This is a genomic window from Lysinibacillus sp. ZYM-1, from assembly GCF_001308875.1.
Lineage (GTDB): Bacteria > Bacillota > Bacilli > Bacillales_A > Planococcaceae > Lysinibacillus.
The window spans coordinates 33,996-50,654 of sequence record NZ_KQ465119.1; the positions used below are offsets into that span (position 1 = coordinate 33,996).

The window sequence follows — 16,659 nt, forward strand, 5'->3', positions numbered from 1 at the left end:
CTTTCATCCAACAGTGTCGAATATATAGAGGTATAACGAATGAAAGGGGTAGCGTATGATTTTACAAATAAAAGATCAACTCGATGCCACAAGGGCACAACTACTTCAGGAGATCAAACTTTTAAGTGATACTCAATTTAACGACAAACCAGACGAACAAAACTGGAGCATAGCACAAATCTGTCATCATCTTATTTTAGTAGAGGAAGCCACAAGGAAGGCTGTTGCATGGGGCTTAAAAACACAAGAACAGTCATCTCCGGCTCGAATGGATCTGCGACATTTGTTAGACCGTACACGAAAGTTCCAAGCACCAGCCATAGTGGAGCCTTCAGAGGATACTTTCCACGTTCAAAAAATGCTAGAATTATTAGCAACAACGAGAACAAATTTCCTTACTTTTTTAGAAACTCTTGTGGATACTGAGATTTTAGCGAAGCACTCTGTTAAGCATCCTGCTCTTGGTGAATGTCCACTCGATCAATGGATTGAGCAGATTTATTACCATGAACAGCGGCATATCCAGCAAATTCAGGAAATAAAAAATAGTTGGCCACAAGTACAAAATTAATTTTAAAACCCATCTATCCATGAAGCAGATAGATGGGTAATTTATTGTACATTTATTTTTGGTCAGGCAGCTTCTGTATCAGATCTGAATAAACGCTCATCTTGATTTCCTTTTCCACAGAAAGTCCTTTCATATCATTGTAAATCGCTCCAGCTGTCCCATCATCATTTTCTGAAAAGGTTACATTGCCATGATTATAAGGTTCCATGATTGGGTCTGTATCCAAACTAAAGTCGGGTGAAATATTCCCAGCTGCTATTGAGGGTACTCTTCGCTCCCGGAATAACTGTCCGATAGCGATTGCTTGACCATTTTTGATTTTCACGAATGTAAACATACCATCAAGTAAATAATACACATCTGCTCGACCAATAGGGAAGGCATAACTGTGTATGCGATAACCCAGAAATGTCCCTAGTGTCTTGAAATTCGCCATGATTGGAAGGGAAATAGCAGCTTTTCGTGCTGCTTGCAGATCACCCTGATACAGTATTGACGAATCAAACGAATAGTCTTTGGCATTAATAAAAACAAATTTACGAATGGTTTCAAAATATATGTTGTATCCCAATGATTCTGAGACAAATCTTAGCGGAACAAGCATACGGCCATTGCGGTTTAGAGCAGGAACTTCCATTTGTATCACTTTTCCATTTTTTGAGGCGGTGCTGCTATCTGTAGTAATTTTCAAGTAATCTCCATCTTTGTTTTGTACGGTCGTCACTTTAGTCTTAGGGTTAAAACTATATGAAAGACCAAGCGATGCAAGCGCACGGATTGGGACAAAAAGACGGTTATGTTCCATCAGAGGATGAACATCCATCTTTATAAATTCGCCATTGACAACAACTTCGATCGGTCTAACTTCCACATCTGGTTTAGCAAGAGGATTTGCAAGTGCAGACGTATTTGCTATAATCCCAAAGCCAAACATTAGTATAAATCCCACAAAGATCTTCTTCATATGTATTTCCTCCATCCGAAAAGGTAAAAATATTGTTTAAAATCCAACATCATTTTACCATTTAATGACTAAGAAACATACATATTTTGGATGGTTATAAAAGCATAGCCAAAAGTATAAATGGAATAGAACAAGCGTCTTTTTTTCAAACTCAACAGGATTTTTTCTGTCATAAGCTCTTGACGTCACACATAATCTGTTATATATTAAATAAAAATAAAAACAACTGTTATAAAACAGTTTTCAACCGAGGAGGAATTTTTAATGTCAAAGTATCGAGATGGTTATGAATTTTATTGTGAAATGTGTGAGCGTTATGGATTAGAACCAATTTCTTTCCGCTATTATGTATTACAGTTATCACAGCAACAGCTTTCTGCCTATAACATGCAAGCAAAACAATTAGGAATTTAAAAGGATATGGTGATAACGGAAGCCGACGTGAATATTTTATGAAAAGCCCAGCCATACTAAACAAAATGGACTGGGCTTTCGTCATTCAAAAAGAGATTTCAGAAAATTCTTTGACCTCTAAAGTAGACTGTTATTATCTATATCAAACAACTGTTGTTAATTCAAGGTGAAGTCGTAAAGCGAAAGGAAGTAATGAGGATGACAGATTATCGAGAAGGCTATGAATTTTACCGACATATATGTGAGAAACATGGATTAGAGCCCATAAATTTTCACTATTATATTTTAAATTTATCTCAAGAGCAGTTAAATGCATATAATGAGCATGCTAAAACATCGGGAGGATCAATAGAATATGAGGTCTCATAGCTATTAAAATGCCTTACTGCTAAAATCTGACAGTAAGGCATTTTTGTGTAACATAAAATTAACAAATCGACAATCATATAAGTTGCCATCTTTGTATTTTGTATTTAATAGATAAATAGCCTAAAGAAAGCACTTTCAATAGTACAAAAGTATTCAAAAACCTTATAATTAGACAGTTTTAGAGTGTTAATGATAGCCATTTTTTGACTTTATTATCAAAAACTATAAAACGTAGCTTTGAATGTTTTGATATTTGGGTTGAATTAACTGCTTTTCTAAGACTATAATATAATTACATAAAAAAGGGCGATATACCACAACTTTATACCTCGCTGTAAGATAAAGCAAAAGTACCAAACCCTTCATATTTTAATGAATGGAGAATGAAAATGATGAATATCACGCCTAGTAGTAATCAAATGAACTACAGTCTTAAAGAATTACAAGATATTTTTTCCGCAATGAATAGTTCCATTATTGTGGCTATTACAGATCGTACTGGCAAAATTACTTTTGTTAATGATCATTTTTGTAAAATTTCGAAGTATACGCGTGAAGAATTAGTAGGCCAAGATCACCGTTTACTGAACTCAGGCTATCATCCTAAATCTTTCTTTAGAGAGATGTGGAGAACAATCGGTAATGGTGAAATGTGGAATGGCGAGGTGTGTAATCGTGCGAAAGATGGCAGTTTATATTGGGTGAAGACAACTATTTTCCCATTCCTTGATGAACAGGGAAAGCCTTATCAATATATCGCTATACGTGTCGATATTACAGCGCAAAAGGACATTAAAAAAATTACCCACATAGCCTATCACGATGAATTAACAGGGCTACCAAATCGTCGTAAATTAGAACAGCGTTTAGAAAATGAATTCCATCAATCTCGACGTACAGGAGAAAAGTTTGCGTTATTTTTCATTGATGTGAATCGTTTTAAACACATTAACGATGGGCTTGGTCATATTATCGGCGATATGTTTTTAGTGGAAATGTCGAAACGTTTGCGCAATGTTGATTATACTTCTAATTCATTCTATCGTCATAATAGTGATGAATTTGTCATGATTTTAAATGATGTTAGTCGCATAGAGGAAATGGCCAAAGAAATTATTAATGTCTTTAATGAGAGCTTTGTCGTAGATAGCTATGAATTTTATGCAAGTATCAGTGTTGGTATTAGTATTTTCCCAGATCACGCAAACTCTGTAGAAGAGTTATTGAAAAACGCTGATATTGCGATGTATGCAGCTAAATCTACTCGGGGCAATCAATATCGCCTCTACCGTGACAATATGGATGAAGCGAACGATAAATGGCTTTTATTAGAGACGAAATTGCACCAAGCTTTAAAAAAGGATCGCTTGGAATTACATTATCAGCCAAAAATTGATTTAAAAACGGACACAGTTATTGGTATGGAGGCATTACTGCGCTGGTATGATCCGGAATTAGGGCATATTCCGCCAGATCGTTTTATTCCGTTTGCTGAAGAATGTGGACTGATAAATGATATTGGGGTATGGGTACTGCGGAAGGCATGTGCACAAGCTCGACTTTGGAATGAATCCCATAAACTAAGATTACGTGTTGCTGTTAATATTTCACCGATTCATATAAGTACATCAGGCTTTGTAGATATGGTTAAGGAAATCATTGCAGAAACAGACATTGACCCACATTTATTAGAAATTGAAATTACGGAAATGAGTATGCTTGATTATACAGAGGATTTAATTAATACTATCAATCAATTGCGAGCTCTAGGTATTACGATTTCTTTAGATGATTTTGGGACAGGCTATTCATCGTTAAATTACTTAAAAAAATTCCCTGTGGATGTCCTTAAAATTGATCGTGCTTTTGTTCGTGATATCGTTCCTGAAAAATCAGGTATCGCTATGATTTCCGCTATGATTTCTTTAGCACATGCCCTCAACCTACAAGTTGTTGCAGAAGGGGTCGAGGAGGAAGCTGAATTAAACGTACTTCGGGAGCATGGTTGTGAATTTGTACAGGGCTATTATTTCAGTAAACCTCTATCTGTAGAGGATTTTACGAATTTAATCGTACAGTCTTTCACTGATAATTCCAATTATTGATTGCTATTCCTGAATGATTTTGCTAAAGTGAAGTTTAATAAGAATTACAATTTGTTGATGTGGCCAAGTAAGTAAGAATTGTGAAACAGAAAATATAGCACATGCTGAGAGCTATAGCACCGCTTCTTTACTGAACACCTACCACGGAGAAGTTATGAAAAACATAACCGAGTCGTTTTCGTTATCAAACGCTAGAGGGTTTTAAGCTTTGCTTAAGGCTAAATTCAAGGTGGTACCACGTCGATCCAGCACAAAGACGTCCTTTTAACAAGGACAGCTTTGTGCTTTTTTCATGATTCAACAGATAGTAGAAAAAATGGAGGTCATTACAATGTCAAACCAACTAGAAGATTTTTCAAAATGGTACATCGAAACCATTCAAAAAGCAGATTTAATGGATTATACACCAGTTCGTGGCTGCATCGCCTTTAAACCGGATGGCTATGAAATTTGGGAGCATATCCAGGAGGCTATGGACCGTCGCTTTAAAGAAACAGGCCATCGAAATGCGTATTTCCCAATGTTAATTCCTGAATCATTCTTCCAAAAAGAAAAAGATCATATTGAAGGATTTTCACCTGAGCTTCCTTGGGTGACAGAGGCAGCAGGAGAACAATTAGAGGAACGCTTAGCACTTCGTCCAACATCGGAAACGATGATTGGCCATCTCTACTCAAATTGGATTAAAAGCTACCGTGATCTACCTGTCCTCATTAACCAGTGGGCAAATGTCTTCCGCTGGGAAAAGAAGACACTACCTTTCATTCGTACTTCAGAATTCCTCTGGCAGGAAGGGCATACAGCTCATGTGGATGAGGAAGATGCACGTAAAGAAACGATGCAAATGCTAGATATTTATAAAGAAGTGGTGGAACAAGTCTTAGCAATTCCTGTCTATGACGGACAAAAAACGCCGTCTGAACGTTTTGCAGGTGCTGTCGATACGTATTCTATTGAGGCTATGATGAAAAATGGTAAGGCTGTGCAAGCAGGTACGTCCCATTATTTAGGCACAAAATTTGCAGAAGCTTTTAACATCAAATATTTAAATAAAGCAAATCAGCACGAATATGTACACACAACATCATGGGGGACATCTACCCGTTTAATTGGTTCTGTTATTATGGTGCATGGTGATGAGCAAGGGCTAGTATTACCACCTCGAATCGCACCAACACAAGTGGTCTTAATTCCAGTGGGACCATGGAAAAAGAATCCTCAAATTATGGAGCAACTGGATGAAATTTTTGCAGCTTTAAAAGCGAAAGGGATACGCGTACGTCTTGATGATTCAGACCAATCGCCAGGCTTTAAGTTTAATGAATGGGAACTAAAAGGAGTACCTGTTCGCATTGAATTAGGACCTCGAGACCTTGAAAACAATCAAGCCTTACTGATGGCACGAGATGAAGATGAAAAACAAACAATTGATTTATCTCATGTTGTGACAGCCATTGAGGAAGAACTAACAACGATGCAAACACGTTTACTAGAAAAAGCTCGTCAATTCCGAGATGCAAACACTCATACGACGATTGATACTTTACCGCAATTACAGCAGCACATTGAAACAGCAAAAGACAACGGCACGATTCCAGGCTGGGTACTTGCTGGATGGTGTGGGGAAGATACATGCGAGGAAAAAGTGAAGGAAGAAACGAAATACACAACTCGCAATATTCCATTCAATCCACCAACAACGAAAACTACTTGTATCTGCTGCGGAAACGAAGCGAAACATACAGTTTGGTTTGCCCAAGCATATTAATAGTACGTGAACCCCTGGGCGAAAACTCAAGGGTTTTATTCTTCTATGTTAAGTAACTTAATAAGCTCAAATGAATGAATCTCGGCATATGGCTGGATATCAGTGTCATTCTTGCTCTTAGATGGATTAAACCATATACCTTTTATATTTGCTTGTTGACAACCACCAATATCCTTTTCTAAGTCATCTCCAACGAAAAGGGTATCCTCTGGATTTACATGAAGCCTATTTAAGGCAAATTCAAAGATGCGCTTGTCAGGTTTACGCCATCCTACTTCGTCAGAAATAATGATTGTATCAAAACAGTGATCCAAATTCGTGTGAAATATTTTGGCCTTTTGTCGTTCTACGGAGCCATTTGTTATAATGCCCACTTTTACTTGCTTCTTTATAGAATTGATAATCGTTATCGTATCTTGGTTTATAGAAAAACATTGAGGAAAATGATGATTCCAAAAGTCTTGAATAGCATGGCGGGGCATTTTATATCTTGGTGGAAACTCATCAAAAAGTGATGCCAAAACCTTTGTTTTATCGTTTTTGCCAAAATCCTTCTTATCATACTCTTTAAATTTTTGTCGCATGTCATTTTTTATGGAATGATCGACATCTATATAACACTTTTCTACCAGCATGAGAAACAATTTATCTACTGCCATATCTCTATTAAGTAGGGTGTTATCTAAATCAAACAACATGGCTTTACAACTGTTCAACTTCCTTCACGACCTTTCCTTTGATTAAGCATTCTTTTATTAGAACCTTCGCTTTCTTGATAATAGTAGATGGCAACGTATTTAATAGGAAATACGCTAGCTAGCTTCATCATCTCCCCGTCAATCATTGCAAGTTGTCCATATATTTGTTCAGCGTTAAAGACTGCAGTGACTTCATCTCCATTTGGATATTTATGTTAATCCGAATGACTAGATAATCCGTTTTCTTCAAACAGTTCACGTTTAGCAGTATCTTCCAGGTTTCATCGCTCCTTCAGGCAAGAGGCAGGCCCAACAAGCTGATATCCTCAGCTAATTACACTTTAACATATATATCCAGAATTCTAGCATACTTGTGATAAAATAAAGATGTGATTTTCAAAATTCGACATTCATTCAGTTTATCAATGATGCTAGAAAAATCTATCTTGATGTACAGTAAAAGGAGAAAAAGAAATGATGGAAACAACAGGCTGGAAAAATAACGCACAAGATTCTCAATTCATTGCTTCATTTAGTGGTGGAAAAGATAGTGTTTTAGCTTTATATAGAGCAACAAAGGTTGGTCGGGCAATTGGGCTCATCGTAATGCTGGAGGAAGAAGGGAAACGTTCTCGGTCCCATGGCATGCCACCTGAGCTTATACAGGCCCAAGCTAATTCTATCGGATTACCGCTCTATACGGCTGCGGCAAGTTGGGCAGATTACGAAAGTGTATTCATAGATCTTTTAGAAAAGGCGAAAAATCAAGGGGCAGAGGTATTAGTTACGGGTGATTTAGATATGCCCGCACATGGTTGCTGGCATGATGAGATCACAAAAAAGGTTGGATTACGGCTTGCCATGCCATTATGGGAGATGAATCATCGGGAAGCTGTTGATGAATTTATTCACTTAGGATTTGTCACGATGATCGTTACGGTCAATTTATCATTAGGCATGACAGTGGAAGATTTAGGACGAGTACTTACACCTGATTATATAAAAGAACTTGAAGCCCGAAACATCGACCCTTGTGGGGAAGGTGGAGAATTCCACACAACCGTCATTGATGGACCTCTTTTCCAATATCCCATCACTGTTCGTAAATGTCCGATTGTTAGAGATGGAGAATACGCATTTTTACCCTTGGAACTTGCATAAAATATAAATCTAATTTTAACTTTAATACAAACATCGATAATCATGACGTTCATCTTTGTGAAACTATGATGAACGCATTGTGACGTGTGCTGCATGTAATAACAAAGGCTGGATGTTTATAGTTCATAATGATGAATAAAAAGAACAAAGGTGCTCCCCTTTGTTCTTTTTTGTATTTCGTTCAATTCATAGGTATAGAATCTATAATAAAATGTCCAAAATAATAATTGACCAGACACTAAATGGTGTCGTATAATTAAGACACCAATTAGTGTCCTATTAGAAAGGGTGGTGGTTTTGAGTAACAATCATCAAGAGCGTGACATTTTTGGAGCCATTGCTGATCCAACAAGACGGCAATTGCTAAATTTGTTAGCTAAAGCAGATGAGTTACCGCTTCACGAATTAACAGCTCAATTTGAAATGGGGCGTACTGCGGTATCTAAACATTTAGCCATCCTGAAAGATGCCGACCTTGTTATTGCTCGAAAAGAGGGTAGAGAAACAAGGTATAGGCTAAATGCGGCTCCATTGAAAGAAATACAAGATTGGGTATCAATTTATGAAGGTTTTTGGAAAGAAAGAATATCAAAATTACAGTTACTATTGGAGGAAAAAAAATGAAACCAGATGTATCATTAGATTTCAAATTTACAAGTTCGATCGAGCAAGTATGGCATGCTTTAACAGATTCGGATACACTTGCAAAATGGATCTGGAGCAATGACTTTCAACCGATTGTCGGCCATAAATTTCAGTTCCGTGCGGAGCCAAACGAATGGTGGGATGGCATTGTCGATTGTGAGGTACTTGAAATAGAAAAGCCTCATAAATTATCTTATACTTGGAAAAGTGCTGGCGAAACGACAACAGTAACTTGGACAGTAACACAGGAGTCTGATGGTACGACTCAGTTACACCTTGATCAAGGTGGATTTAGTGAAGAGACAAAAGCTCGTCAAGGAGCAATTGAAGGAGCTAAATACGCTTGGACAAATATGGGCAATCAGCTTGAAAAAGTTTTAGCCTAGCAATCGAATCATCCTTTATCAAAAAGAGCGCAATTCCTTATTAAGAATTGTGTTCTTTCTTTTTCAGAAGGGCGACCTTATGAGGCCATCTGAAATAATAAAACGCGGAAGGATCATATAATGAAAATTAATCAACTAATTGCCAACAATATCAATCGTTTAGATGTAGCCTTACCAGAAGATCAATCCCTTGGCATTGCTGGCTTGTCTGGCTCAGGGAAAACCACCTTTTGTCAAACTATCGGTGAAGAATCCAAAAAACGCCTTGTTTCTTTATTACCGAAAGCTGAATATCAATATTTATTTCCAGCAATTATGGAAACCAATTTTAGTGCCATAAAAATGGAGGATATGCCGTTAGTTCTTTTTCTTGGGAAATCATCCATTTCTACGAATCCACGTTCAACAATTGGTACACATACGGGTGTTTTTAAAGAAATTCGTGATCGATTAGCGGATGAGTTTCATCTATCTCCTGAAGTTTTTTCCTTTAACAATGCATTAGGCTGGTGTCCAGCGTGTAAAGGACGTGGCACGACGAAGAATGTAGAATGTAAAAAATGTCAGGGAAAGCGCTACAGCCCAGAAGTAGTACAGCATCAACTAACATTAAGAGGTGAACGATATAGTATTTCGGATATCCATCAATTAAGTATTGAAACCATCTATTCTTTATCAACGGAATTAAAGCTTAGTGAAGAGAAACAACATATTCTTCAAAATATTATTCAAATGAACATTGACTATTTATCATTAAATCGGATAATGGGGACTTTGTCAGGAGGAGAATTAACAAGACTGTATTTGGCTGAGTTTATGGCAACGAGCGAAAATACCGTGATTATTGTGGATGAAATCTCAGTGGGACTTGACCATGACACCCTTTTAAAAATTTTGGAGCAAATTCAACAATTGGGCTCTAAAAATCAAATTTGGCTTATTGACCATTCAGATACTGTGCTAGATACAGCTGATAAGCCACTATTCTTTGGACCAGGGAGTGGAAAATACGGCGGTAAAATCGTGGAACAATCTCCTCGACCTCAGCCCATCTATTGGGAATGGAATCAGGTAAAACCAACAGCCTTTTATCAATTTCGAGACCTACATTGCCGTAATATTCAAATAGATGAAATAGAAATTCCTCAAAATCGACTTGTAACCTTTACTGGGGAATCTGGCTGTGGGAAATCAACACTGGTTAATGAATGTATCGCAAAGGATTTTGTAAAACGCTATCCAAAAGATAAACTAGTGATGGTTGGGCAAGATCGTAACCAATCCATTACGAGCCGATCCACCATTGCGACATTCCTCGATATTAAAAAGAAACTGACCAAATATAGTGAGGAGATCGATGATATTTTTCAACGTTCGATTGAAGATATTATTGATGAACTCCCAAAGGAAGATATTGCGCATAAACGTTTAAGCTTGCTTATAAAACTTGGACTAGGCTATTTAACGCTAGAAAGAAAAACACAATCCCTCTCAACGGGTGAATTCCAATGTGTGCACCTAGTATCAGAGTTGTTCGCGAATTCTCGAAACCCACATACGTTATTTATTTTTGACGAGCCCTCCAAAGGGTTATCACAAAACATTTTAAATCAATTTATTGACAGTATCAGGGATATACTGAAAGACGAATCGATCTCTATTGTGATGATTGAGCACAATGCCTATATGCTAGAGAGCTCTGATTTTATAGTTGACTTTGGAAAAAGACAGCAGGAGCCTGTGACACATCTTGACGTGGTTTATCATGAAGCGTATTTTAACCAACCCAATAAATCAAAGAACACACCTTCACTACAAATCATGTCCACACTCGCATCGAAAAATGGCATCCATTACTTAGAAGACAATCCTATTAGCTATTTTAAGCAGGCTGAAAATATCTACAAAGGGGGTATTTTAAAAAGCTTATCTTCAATGGCACGCCTTATTTATGGTGAATATGAATCGCATAAGATTGCTCCTGTTGTTGCCATTGACCTTGAGAGACATTTATACAGCCAATATAGTTTCCTGTATGAAATAGGTGGCCTTATCAATCACATTGTCGCTGCGCATCCAACCAATAAGGATACGAGAAGCTTTGATTTCTTTAGCCAAGAAAACCATTGTCCAAGCTGTTCAGGGCGATTACAAATTGAAAAATTTGATTTTGACTTAGTCTTCCAAGATAAAAATGTCCCGTTTTGGGATGGCTTATTACATCCAGACGTGATGGAGGTTCTAAAATACTATCAACATTCAAAATTGGAGTTCCTTTTTGAAGAGATTAAAAAAGAGCTGGGTCAAGACATCAGTAAAAGCTACAATGACATGACCGAAGAAGAAATGCATACATTTTTATATGGATATTGGGACAAGTCATTTTATGATAAAGCAACGAAATCCTCGAAGAAATGGGAAGGCTTTAATTTTATTATTGGCCGTTATATCGTCATTTCCAAATCCATTATTAAAGAGCAAATGAAAGAAACAAGAGAAATGGTGCCTTGCCCAATCTGTCATGGTTCGGTCCTTAATCACCATAAGAAATTACGCTTTGGAAACACGGATATTCGGGAAATTATCCATCAGCCGATAGATCAGGTCATTAATATTGTAGGCAATTTACCACAACTTGAAAAAATCCAGGAGATTGTAGGCAGCGACGTATCATTGATACAGGATGTTTCGCTACTGCCGAGACAAACGCAAGTATCGTTGAAAATGCTGGAATTAGAGCTCGCTAGCTTTGTTGGGTATGAAATCGTTCTACAAAATACATTACCTTTCTGGGACAAAATTAAAGACAATATTGCTTTCATCAGCCGCAAAAATCAAGTAACCATTTGTGATTTCGCCAATATTAATGAAACGAGAGAGGCAATCATTGATAAGTATTTCACGAATGGCAAATATAAAAAGCTAACATATGTTTATGAAGCTTTCGGCTATAAAAAAATTGTGACGCAAATCAATAAAGTAAAAGCAAGTCATTCATGCCCATTCTGTAAAGGGAAAAAGGTCCTTACTGAAGATGGGTTGCATGATGGCGTCTATAAATTAACTGTCCCATGTGTCAGCTGTGGCGCAAGTGGTATTAATGATGAGGGGCAAAAGGAAATCATCGAGGGCATTGCTGTGCATACTTGGTTAACTGGTACAGTAAGGGATGTTGTAACAGAAGGCAACCAACTGGAAGCAGTAGCCCAAATTCCTATTTTTAACCGTATTCGTGAGTTGAATAAACAAGAAATGATGGCAGTTTATCAGTTCCTCGAACATAATTAATTCAGCTTCAGACATACACCCATTTGTAAATTGCAGATGGGTTTTTTATATTTATCTCATTTTTCCATAAAAGTAAACGATCAGTGTCGTCTTTGACAGATGAACCGTACTATAAGGATAGGTTGATTGGTAGTAAAAAGGAGGCGAGTCTTTGACAAAAAAAGTGTTGTTGTTCGGGGATATTGGCATTGACGATACTATTGCATTAATCACTTCTAGGAAGTCCCGTCCATGATGCCTTAACACTTATGGCAACGATGTATCCGGAGATGTTCATCTTTGCGTCTTATCCAGTAACCGTTGTCGACAAATTAGATGGGCCTGCTAGAGGGCAAAGTATTGCCGAAACACGACCCTATGAAAATTTAAACAATGGCGAAAAGAAACATCGTATTGCATTTGATATCCATTATGACATGTTCTTTCATAATTTTATGTCCATACTGACAGGCCGTGAATAGGCTTTACTCATTCAAAAACGCCATCTCGTAAGATAACAAATTTGACTTTCACATTCACTTTCATGTTTTTATACATCTCATGCCATTTATCTTTGGTCAGATTGGAATGCCTTACAACGCTTCTATACTTCTCACCAAAGCCAAAAATATCTGATTCCACTTCTTGACTATGGGCAATTATTCTTACTATTTCCTTGGACATTTTTTTTTCGATTGCTTTTTCTAGTATTTTTACACTTTTTGGATCTCCAAGATTGATGTCTGGATATACCTCTAATACTCTTGATCGAATGTTGATGTCTAGGTCAAACTCTGGTGTAGCGGCATTAACTAATTTCATTTCTCTTTTTGAATGTATAGCATCAAAAGCAATAGTTATTTTGTTTGTAGATTTTTGAAGTATTTGGGATGAAACATCTTCTTTTTCCAAAACCGCTTCATATAAGCCCACTTTAAATGTATCTCTGACAATCCTTACATAAAAACTGTCCCTTGCAGAGAGCGAACTAACCATTTTGCCACCTTTAAAGAGAGCTACCCCACTAAGCTCAACTAACTCACCATCTCTTTTAATTATAGGCATTGCTAAATCTTTACCAACAGAATAATAATCATGTGCTATTTGATGGAGCGTGGCCGAAATCATATATTCTTGTTTCACATTTTGCTCAATTAGTCTGAAAATATGCTGGCCAATGTCCTCGATATTTTTATATTCATATTTCAATAATGGTGCTGTTTTGCCCTCCACCACAGCCATATAGATACCATTGTTTACACTAGCGTTTTCTAGGTTTGTATCTATGTAGTAACGAAGATCATCTTTTGCCAAATCTTCACCAAACAAAACAACCCTCATTTGACCAACCATGATCTTTTTAGAAAGCTTTCGGTTCGCTTCCATTCGATTACCTTTACTTGTGTCATTTTCTGTTGTCAAAACTTCCACTTTACTTTGGAATTCAGGATTGACTTCACGAATAACCGCTGTTGTAGCCATTTTATGTTCTGTTCCCACATCATAGCCGACTAATGTGGTTAAACCTACTTTATCTAAAATATTTGTCTGGATACATCCATATAAAAAAGCAAACGGTATTAGAACAATAAAATAGCGTCTAAGTTTGTTCATTTTTATGCACCTTCTTTGATGTGAAGTTCTTTTTCAGTATGGCCAAGATCCATAGCAATATAGGGTAGACAAAGATAACGTAAAATGCTATGTGTCCAAATACTGTGTTAATTGCATTGATCTGTATACGTGTTTGAACGATTATCGTACAGATGAAAACAAAGAAAGAGAATAGCCAAACAAACGTTGTACCGCGTATATTGACTAATCGAATCGCTCCACGATAAGCAGCCCATAAATACAGACACATATTCGGTATAATAATTAGCATCCAAAAACAAACGGCTACAAATTCAAAACGCTCGATAAAAGGGAAGCTAATAAAACTAAATAATGTCAATGTTGCCCAGATTGTTTTCAAAAGCTTTCCCTCACTATAATAGGTAATCGATACCATCATGACGGATAAATAAATAAAAGTTGTAAACAGTAAACCTAAATGAACGGGTTTTCTGACATTTTTCTTGTCTTTTACAAATGGGTAAATAATGTTTAAGATTTCAAAGCCAATAATGGTAAAGGTCATCGAATGTGCGCCTTTTAAAATGGAACGAACATCATTTTCTAAAATAGGTAGTAGACTTTCTGCCACAGAATACTTTAAAGGAAAGGACAACATCGGGAAAATCCATAAAGAAAGTACAATACTAAAAAAGGAAACACCCACAATCACTCGAAGTCCACCAGTAAAGGCATAGATAACAATAATCAATAAAGTTGCTGACAGAAACCATGTACCAATACTAGGAAATAACCATACCTGTATCACTTCAATATAATTTCGTAAAATAGAAAAGAAAGCTATAAAACAATATAAGATATACAAAGCATTCAATAAATTGCCAATCCATTTTCCAAAGATGTCTTGTTGGATTCCATATAAATCATTGGAGCCGTAGATCTCTAATGTTTTAATCATACAAAAGGTGACAATATGCGAGGCAATTCCTGCCAGGAGAACTGAAATCCATGCATCCTGTCTTGCATCTTGATAAATAACTCGTTGAAATCCCTGTATACCAACCCCGACTTGAGCGCCATGCACGACAAAAAAAAGCAAATAAGCATTGATCATATCTTTAGGGCTAAGTTGTATAGGATTTTTCATTTATTTCACCTTCAGTTCAACTTTTTTCCGGTTTTACAGGCTCAGGTTCAAATTTGTTCTTATCTTTTGGTCTAGTTAGAGAAGTTCTTTTCGCTGTTAATGGAATAGGCATTCTAATAAGACTATCCCGCATATCTTTCATCCTTGGTGGATAGAAAGGAGACATATACGGAGCACCCAAGCTAGTTTGACGTAAAAGATGTATAAGAATAAAACAAAAAGCTAGCATGATGCCATAAAAACCCCAAAAACCTGCAAGAATAATAATCGGGAATCGAATAAGACGAATCACATTGCCCATCATATAACTTGGTGATGTAAAAGATGCTAGCGCACTTAAAGCAATGATAATCAATAAAATATTACTGGTAATACCTGCTTGAACGGCTGCTGTTCCAATAACAATACCGCCAACGATACCAATCGTTTGTCCAATTTTAGTTGGTAGTCTAGCTCCGGCCTCTCGTAGTAGTTCAATAATAAACTCCAAAAGTAATGCCTCGAATATTGGAGGGAAAGGTACCAAGGCTCTGGACTCACTTAATGGAACTAAAAAGGCTTGCGGAATGACCTCATAGTGAAAGGTTACAGCTGCAACGTAAAAGGGTGTTAAATAAACGGATAAAAAGAAGGCTGCAAGCCGTAATAAACGAAGAAAGGTGGCAATTTGCCATCTTAAGTTTTGATCCTCCTGACTTCGAAAAAACTCTGTAAATGCCTGTGGGCAAATGATGGCCATTGAGCTACCATCCACAATTACACCCATTTTGCCATCTAAAATGGCATCACAAAACCTGTCAGGTCTTTCTGTCAACAGCATTTGCGGGAATACTGACAATGAATTATCATCAATCATTTCTGCCAAAACGGCACTATCAAGTAGCTCATCGATATAAAGATCTGTGATTCGTTGGCGCAATGTATTGACCATTTGATCATTAGCAATGCCATTCATATATAAGAGTGAGATAGTGGTATTGGTACGCGTGCCGATTTTTAGTTTTTCATTACAAAGGTTAGGACTGACTATGTAGCGACGGATCAAAGAAATATTCGTAGTTAAACTTTCGTTAAACCCAACCTGTGTCCCAATTACTTGTGATTCATTTTCAGGTGCTGATAATGCTCTGGATTCTCTAGTAGCGATATTGCCTATAAGAACCTGTGGGTAGCCATCTATATGAATCACCACAGACCCATTGACCAACGATTCTACTGTTTCCTGTAGTAGATTGGATTTTACAATTTCAGGAATAGAAATAGTCATTTCAATGGCTTCAGGCGTTTCTTGAGGGTTGTTCAGCAAATTAGCGATAATGTCATTGTTTAATGTCTGGTCATCAACTAAATTATCTATATAAATAAGCGTAATGTTCGGTGGAATAGACTTAATAATTAGATCAGCTGGATTATTCGTAGCACTTTTGATTGACTGAATAAAGTGATCTGTTGTAAGGGCAACCCTAACGAGACTTTCTTTTTCTTTAGGTGTCTCTTTTTCTAATAGTGGTTGCTTTTTATTGAAAGGTAGTTTAAATTTCATGTTGAATGATTGGCTCCCTTCATGGCTTGCCTCGTTTATAGATTTA

General features: G+C 37.0%; 14 protein-coding genes and 1 pseudogene. 10 read left to right on the forward strand and 5 right to left on the reverse strand.

The window, feature by feature from the left end; all coding sequences use genetic code 11:
• The first annotated feature begins 55 nt into the window (after positions 1-55).
• Complete coding sequence (locus AO843_RS12495; RefSeq protein WP_054611432.1) at positions 56-571, forward strand: DinB family protein; 516 nt, start codon at positions 56-58, stop codon at positions 569-571.
• A gap of 52 nt (positions 572-623) precedes the next feature.
• Here AO843_RS12495 and AO843_RS12500 read toward each other — a convergent pair whose 3' ends face one another.
• Positions 624-1,535, reverse strand: a complete 912-nt coding sequence (locus AO843_RS12500) for a copper amine oxidase N-terminal domain-containing protein (protein ID WP_054611433.1) — start codon at positions 1,533-1,535, stop codon at positions 624-626.
• 264 nt (positions 1,536-1,799) lie between these two features.
• On the opposite strand from AO843_RS12500, the gene AO843_RS12505 reads away from it, so the two are divergent.
• The 4 genes from AO843_RS12505 (at position 1,800) to proS (ending at position 6,191) form a co-directional block, all read left to right on the forward strand.
• Positions 1,800-1,949: a hypothetical protein gene (locus tag AO843_RS12505; protein ID WP_004230023.1), complete on the forward strand. Its 150-nt coding sequence runs from the start codon at positions 1,800-1,802 to the stop codon at positions 1,947-1,949.
• A gap of 198 nt (positions 1,950-2,147) precedes the next feature.
• A complete protein-coding gene (locus AO843_RS12510; protein ID WP_054611434.1) occupies positions 2,148-2,318 on the forward strand; it encodes a hypothetical protein in 171 nt (56 codons plus the stop codon).
• Positions 2,319-2,707: 389 nt separating this feature from the next.
• Entirely contained in the window at positions 2,708-4,423 is a 1,716-nt protein-coding gene (locus AO843_RS12515; protein ID WP_231630135.1) for a putative bifunctional diguanylate cyclase/phosphodiesterase, read from the forward strand.
• Between the two features lie 331 nt (positions 4,424-4,754).
• On the forward strand, positions 4,755-6,191 hold the full coding sequence (gene proS / locus AO843_RS12520; RefSeq protein ID WP_054611436.1) for a proline--tRNA ligase: 1,437 nt from the start codon (positions 4,755-4,757) through the stop codon (positions 6,189-6,191).
• 43 nt (positions 6,192-6,234) lie between these two features.
• Here proS and AO843_RS12525 read toward each other — a convergent pair.
• Positions 6,235-6,889: pseudogene (locus AO843_RS12525) on the reverse strand (HAD family hydrolase).
• A 474-nt stretch (positions 6,890-7,363) separates the two neighbouring features.
• Here AO843_RS12525 and AO843_RS12530 point away from each other — a divergent pair.
• From AO843_RS12530 to AO843_RS12550, 5 genes are all read left to right on the forward strand, one after another.
• Complete coding sequence (locus AO843_RS12530) at positions 7,364-8,050, forward strand: Dph6-related ATP pyrophosphatase (protein ID WP_054611438.1); 687 nt, start codon at positions 7,364-7,366, stop codon at positions 8,048-8,050.
• A gap of 297 nt (positions 8,051-8,347) precedes the next feature.
• On the forward strand, positions 8,348-8,674 hold the full coding sequence (locus AO843_RS12535) for an ArsR/SmtB family transcription factor (RefSeq protein WP_054611439.1): 327 nt from the start codon (positions 8,348-8,350) through the stop codon (positions 8,672-8,674).
• Complete coding sequence (locus tag AO843_RS12540) at positions 8,671-9,081, forward strand: SRPBCC family protein (RefSeq protein WP_054611440.1); 411 nt, start codon at positions 8,671-8,673, stop codon at positions 9,079-9,081. The genes AO843_RS12535 and AO843_RS12540 overlap by 4 nt, the downstream gene beginning before the upstream one ends.
• 120 nt (positions 9,082-9,201) lie before the next feature.
• The gene (locus AO843_RS12545; RefSeq protein WP_054611441.1) at positions 9,202-12,369 is read left to right on the forward strand and encodes an ATP-binding cassette domain-containing protein; all 3,168 of its coding nucleotides are present in this window, start codon (positions 9,202-9,204) and stop codon (positions 12,367-12,369) included.
• Positions 12,370-12,617: 248 nt separating this feature from the next.
• Positions 12,618-12,830: a hypothetical protein gene (locus AO843_RS12550; RefSeq protein ID WP_054611442.1), complete on the forward strand. Its 213-nt coding sequence runs from the start codon at positions 12,618-12,620 to the stop codon at positions 12,828-12,830.
• Between the two features lie 7 nt (positions 12,831-12,837).
• Here AO843_RS12550 and AO843_RS12555 read toward each other — a convergent pair whose 3' ends face one another.
• From AO843_RS12555 to AO843_RS12565, 3 genes are read right to left on the reverse strand one after another with little or no spacing between them, the layout of a single operon-like run.
• Positions 12,838-13,962: a Ger(x)C family spore germination protein gene (locus tag AO843_RS12555; RefSeq protein WP_054611443.1), complete on the reverse strand. Its 1,125-nt coding sequence runs from the start codon at positions 13,960-13,962 to the stop codon at positions 12,838-12,840.
• Positions 13,949-15,070: a GerAB/ArcD/ProY family transporter gene (locus AO843_RS12560; protein ID WP_054611444.1), complete on the reverse strand. Its 1,122-nt coding sequence runs from the start codon at positions 15,068-15,070 to the stop codon at positions 13,949-13,951. The genes AO843_RS12555 and AO843_RS12560 overlap by 14 nt, the downstream gene beginning before the upstream one ends.
• 16 nt (positions 15,071-15,086) lie before the next feature.
• Positions 15,087-16,613 (reverse strand): spore germination protein, encoded by a 1,527-nt coding sequence (locus AO843_RS12565; RefSeq protein WP_054611445.1) that lies wholly within the window; start codon positions 16,611-16,613, stop codon positions 15,087-15,089.
• Positions 16,614-16,659 lie beyond the last annotated feature (46 nt).

Excerpts from the sequence above, each read along its gene's own strand:
- AO843_RS12560 (WP_054611444.1), bottom strand. The coding sequence starts at position 15,070 with ATGAAAAATCCTATACAACTTAGCCCTAAAGATATGATCAATGCTTAT.
- AO843_RS12565 (WP_054611445.1), bottom strand. The coding sequence starts at position 16,613 with ATGAAATTTAAACTACCTTTCAATAAAAAGCAACCACTATTAGAAAAA.
- AO843_RS12550 (WP_054611442.1), top strand. The coding sequence starts at position 12,618 with ATGGCAACGATGTATCCGGAGATGTTCATCTTTGCGTCTTATCCAGTA.
- AO843_RS12540 (WP_054611440.1), top strand. The coding sequence starts at position 8,671 with ATGAAACCAGATGTATCATTAGATTTCAAATTTACAAGTTCGATCGAG.
- proS (WP_054611436.1), top strand. The coding sequence starts at position 4,755 with ATGTCAAACCAACTAGAAGATTTTTCAAAATGGTACATCGAAACCATT.
- AO843_RS12530 (WP_054611438.1), top strand. The coding sequence starts at position 7,364 with ATGATGGAAACAACAGGCTGGAAAAATAACGCACAAGATTCTCAATTC.
- AO843_RS12495 (WP_054611432.1), top strand. The coding sequence starts at position 56 with ATGATTTTACAAATAAAAGATCAACTCGATGCCACAAGGGCACAACTA.
- AO843_RS12510 (WP_054611434.1), top strand. The coding sequence starts at position 2,148 with ATGACAGATTATCGAGAAGGCTATGAATTTTACCGACATATATGTGAG.
- AO843_RS12545 (WP_054611441.1), top strand. The coding sequence starts at position 9,202 with ATGAAAATTAATCAACTAATTGCCAACAATATCAATCGTTTAGATGTA.
- AO843_RS12500 (WP_054611433.1), bottom strand. The coding sequence starts at position 1,535 with ATGAAGAAGATCTTTGTGGGATTTATACTAATGTTTGGCTTTGGGATT.
- AO843_RS12505 (WP_004230023.1), top strand. The coding sequence starts at position 1,800 with ATGTCAAAGTATCGAGATGGTTATGAATTTTATTGTGAAATGTGTGAG.
- AO843_RS12515 (WP_231630135.1), top strand. The coding sequence starts at position 2,708 with ATGATGAATATCACGCCTAGTAGTAATCAAATGAACTACAGTCTTAAA.
- AO843_RS12555 (WP_054611443.1), bottom strand. The coding sequence starts at position 13,962 with ATGAACAAACTTAGACGCTATTTTATTGTTCTAATACCGTTTGCTTTT.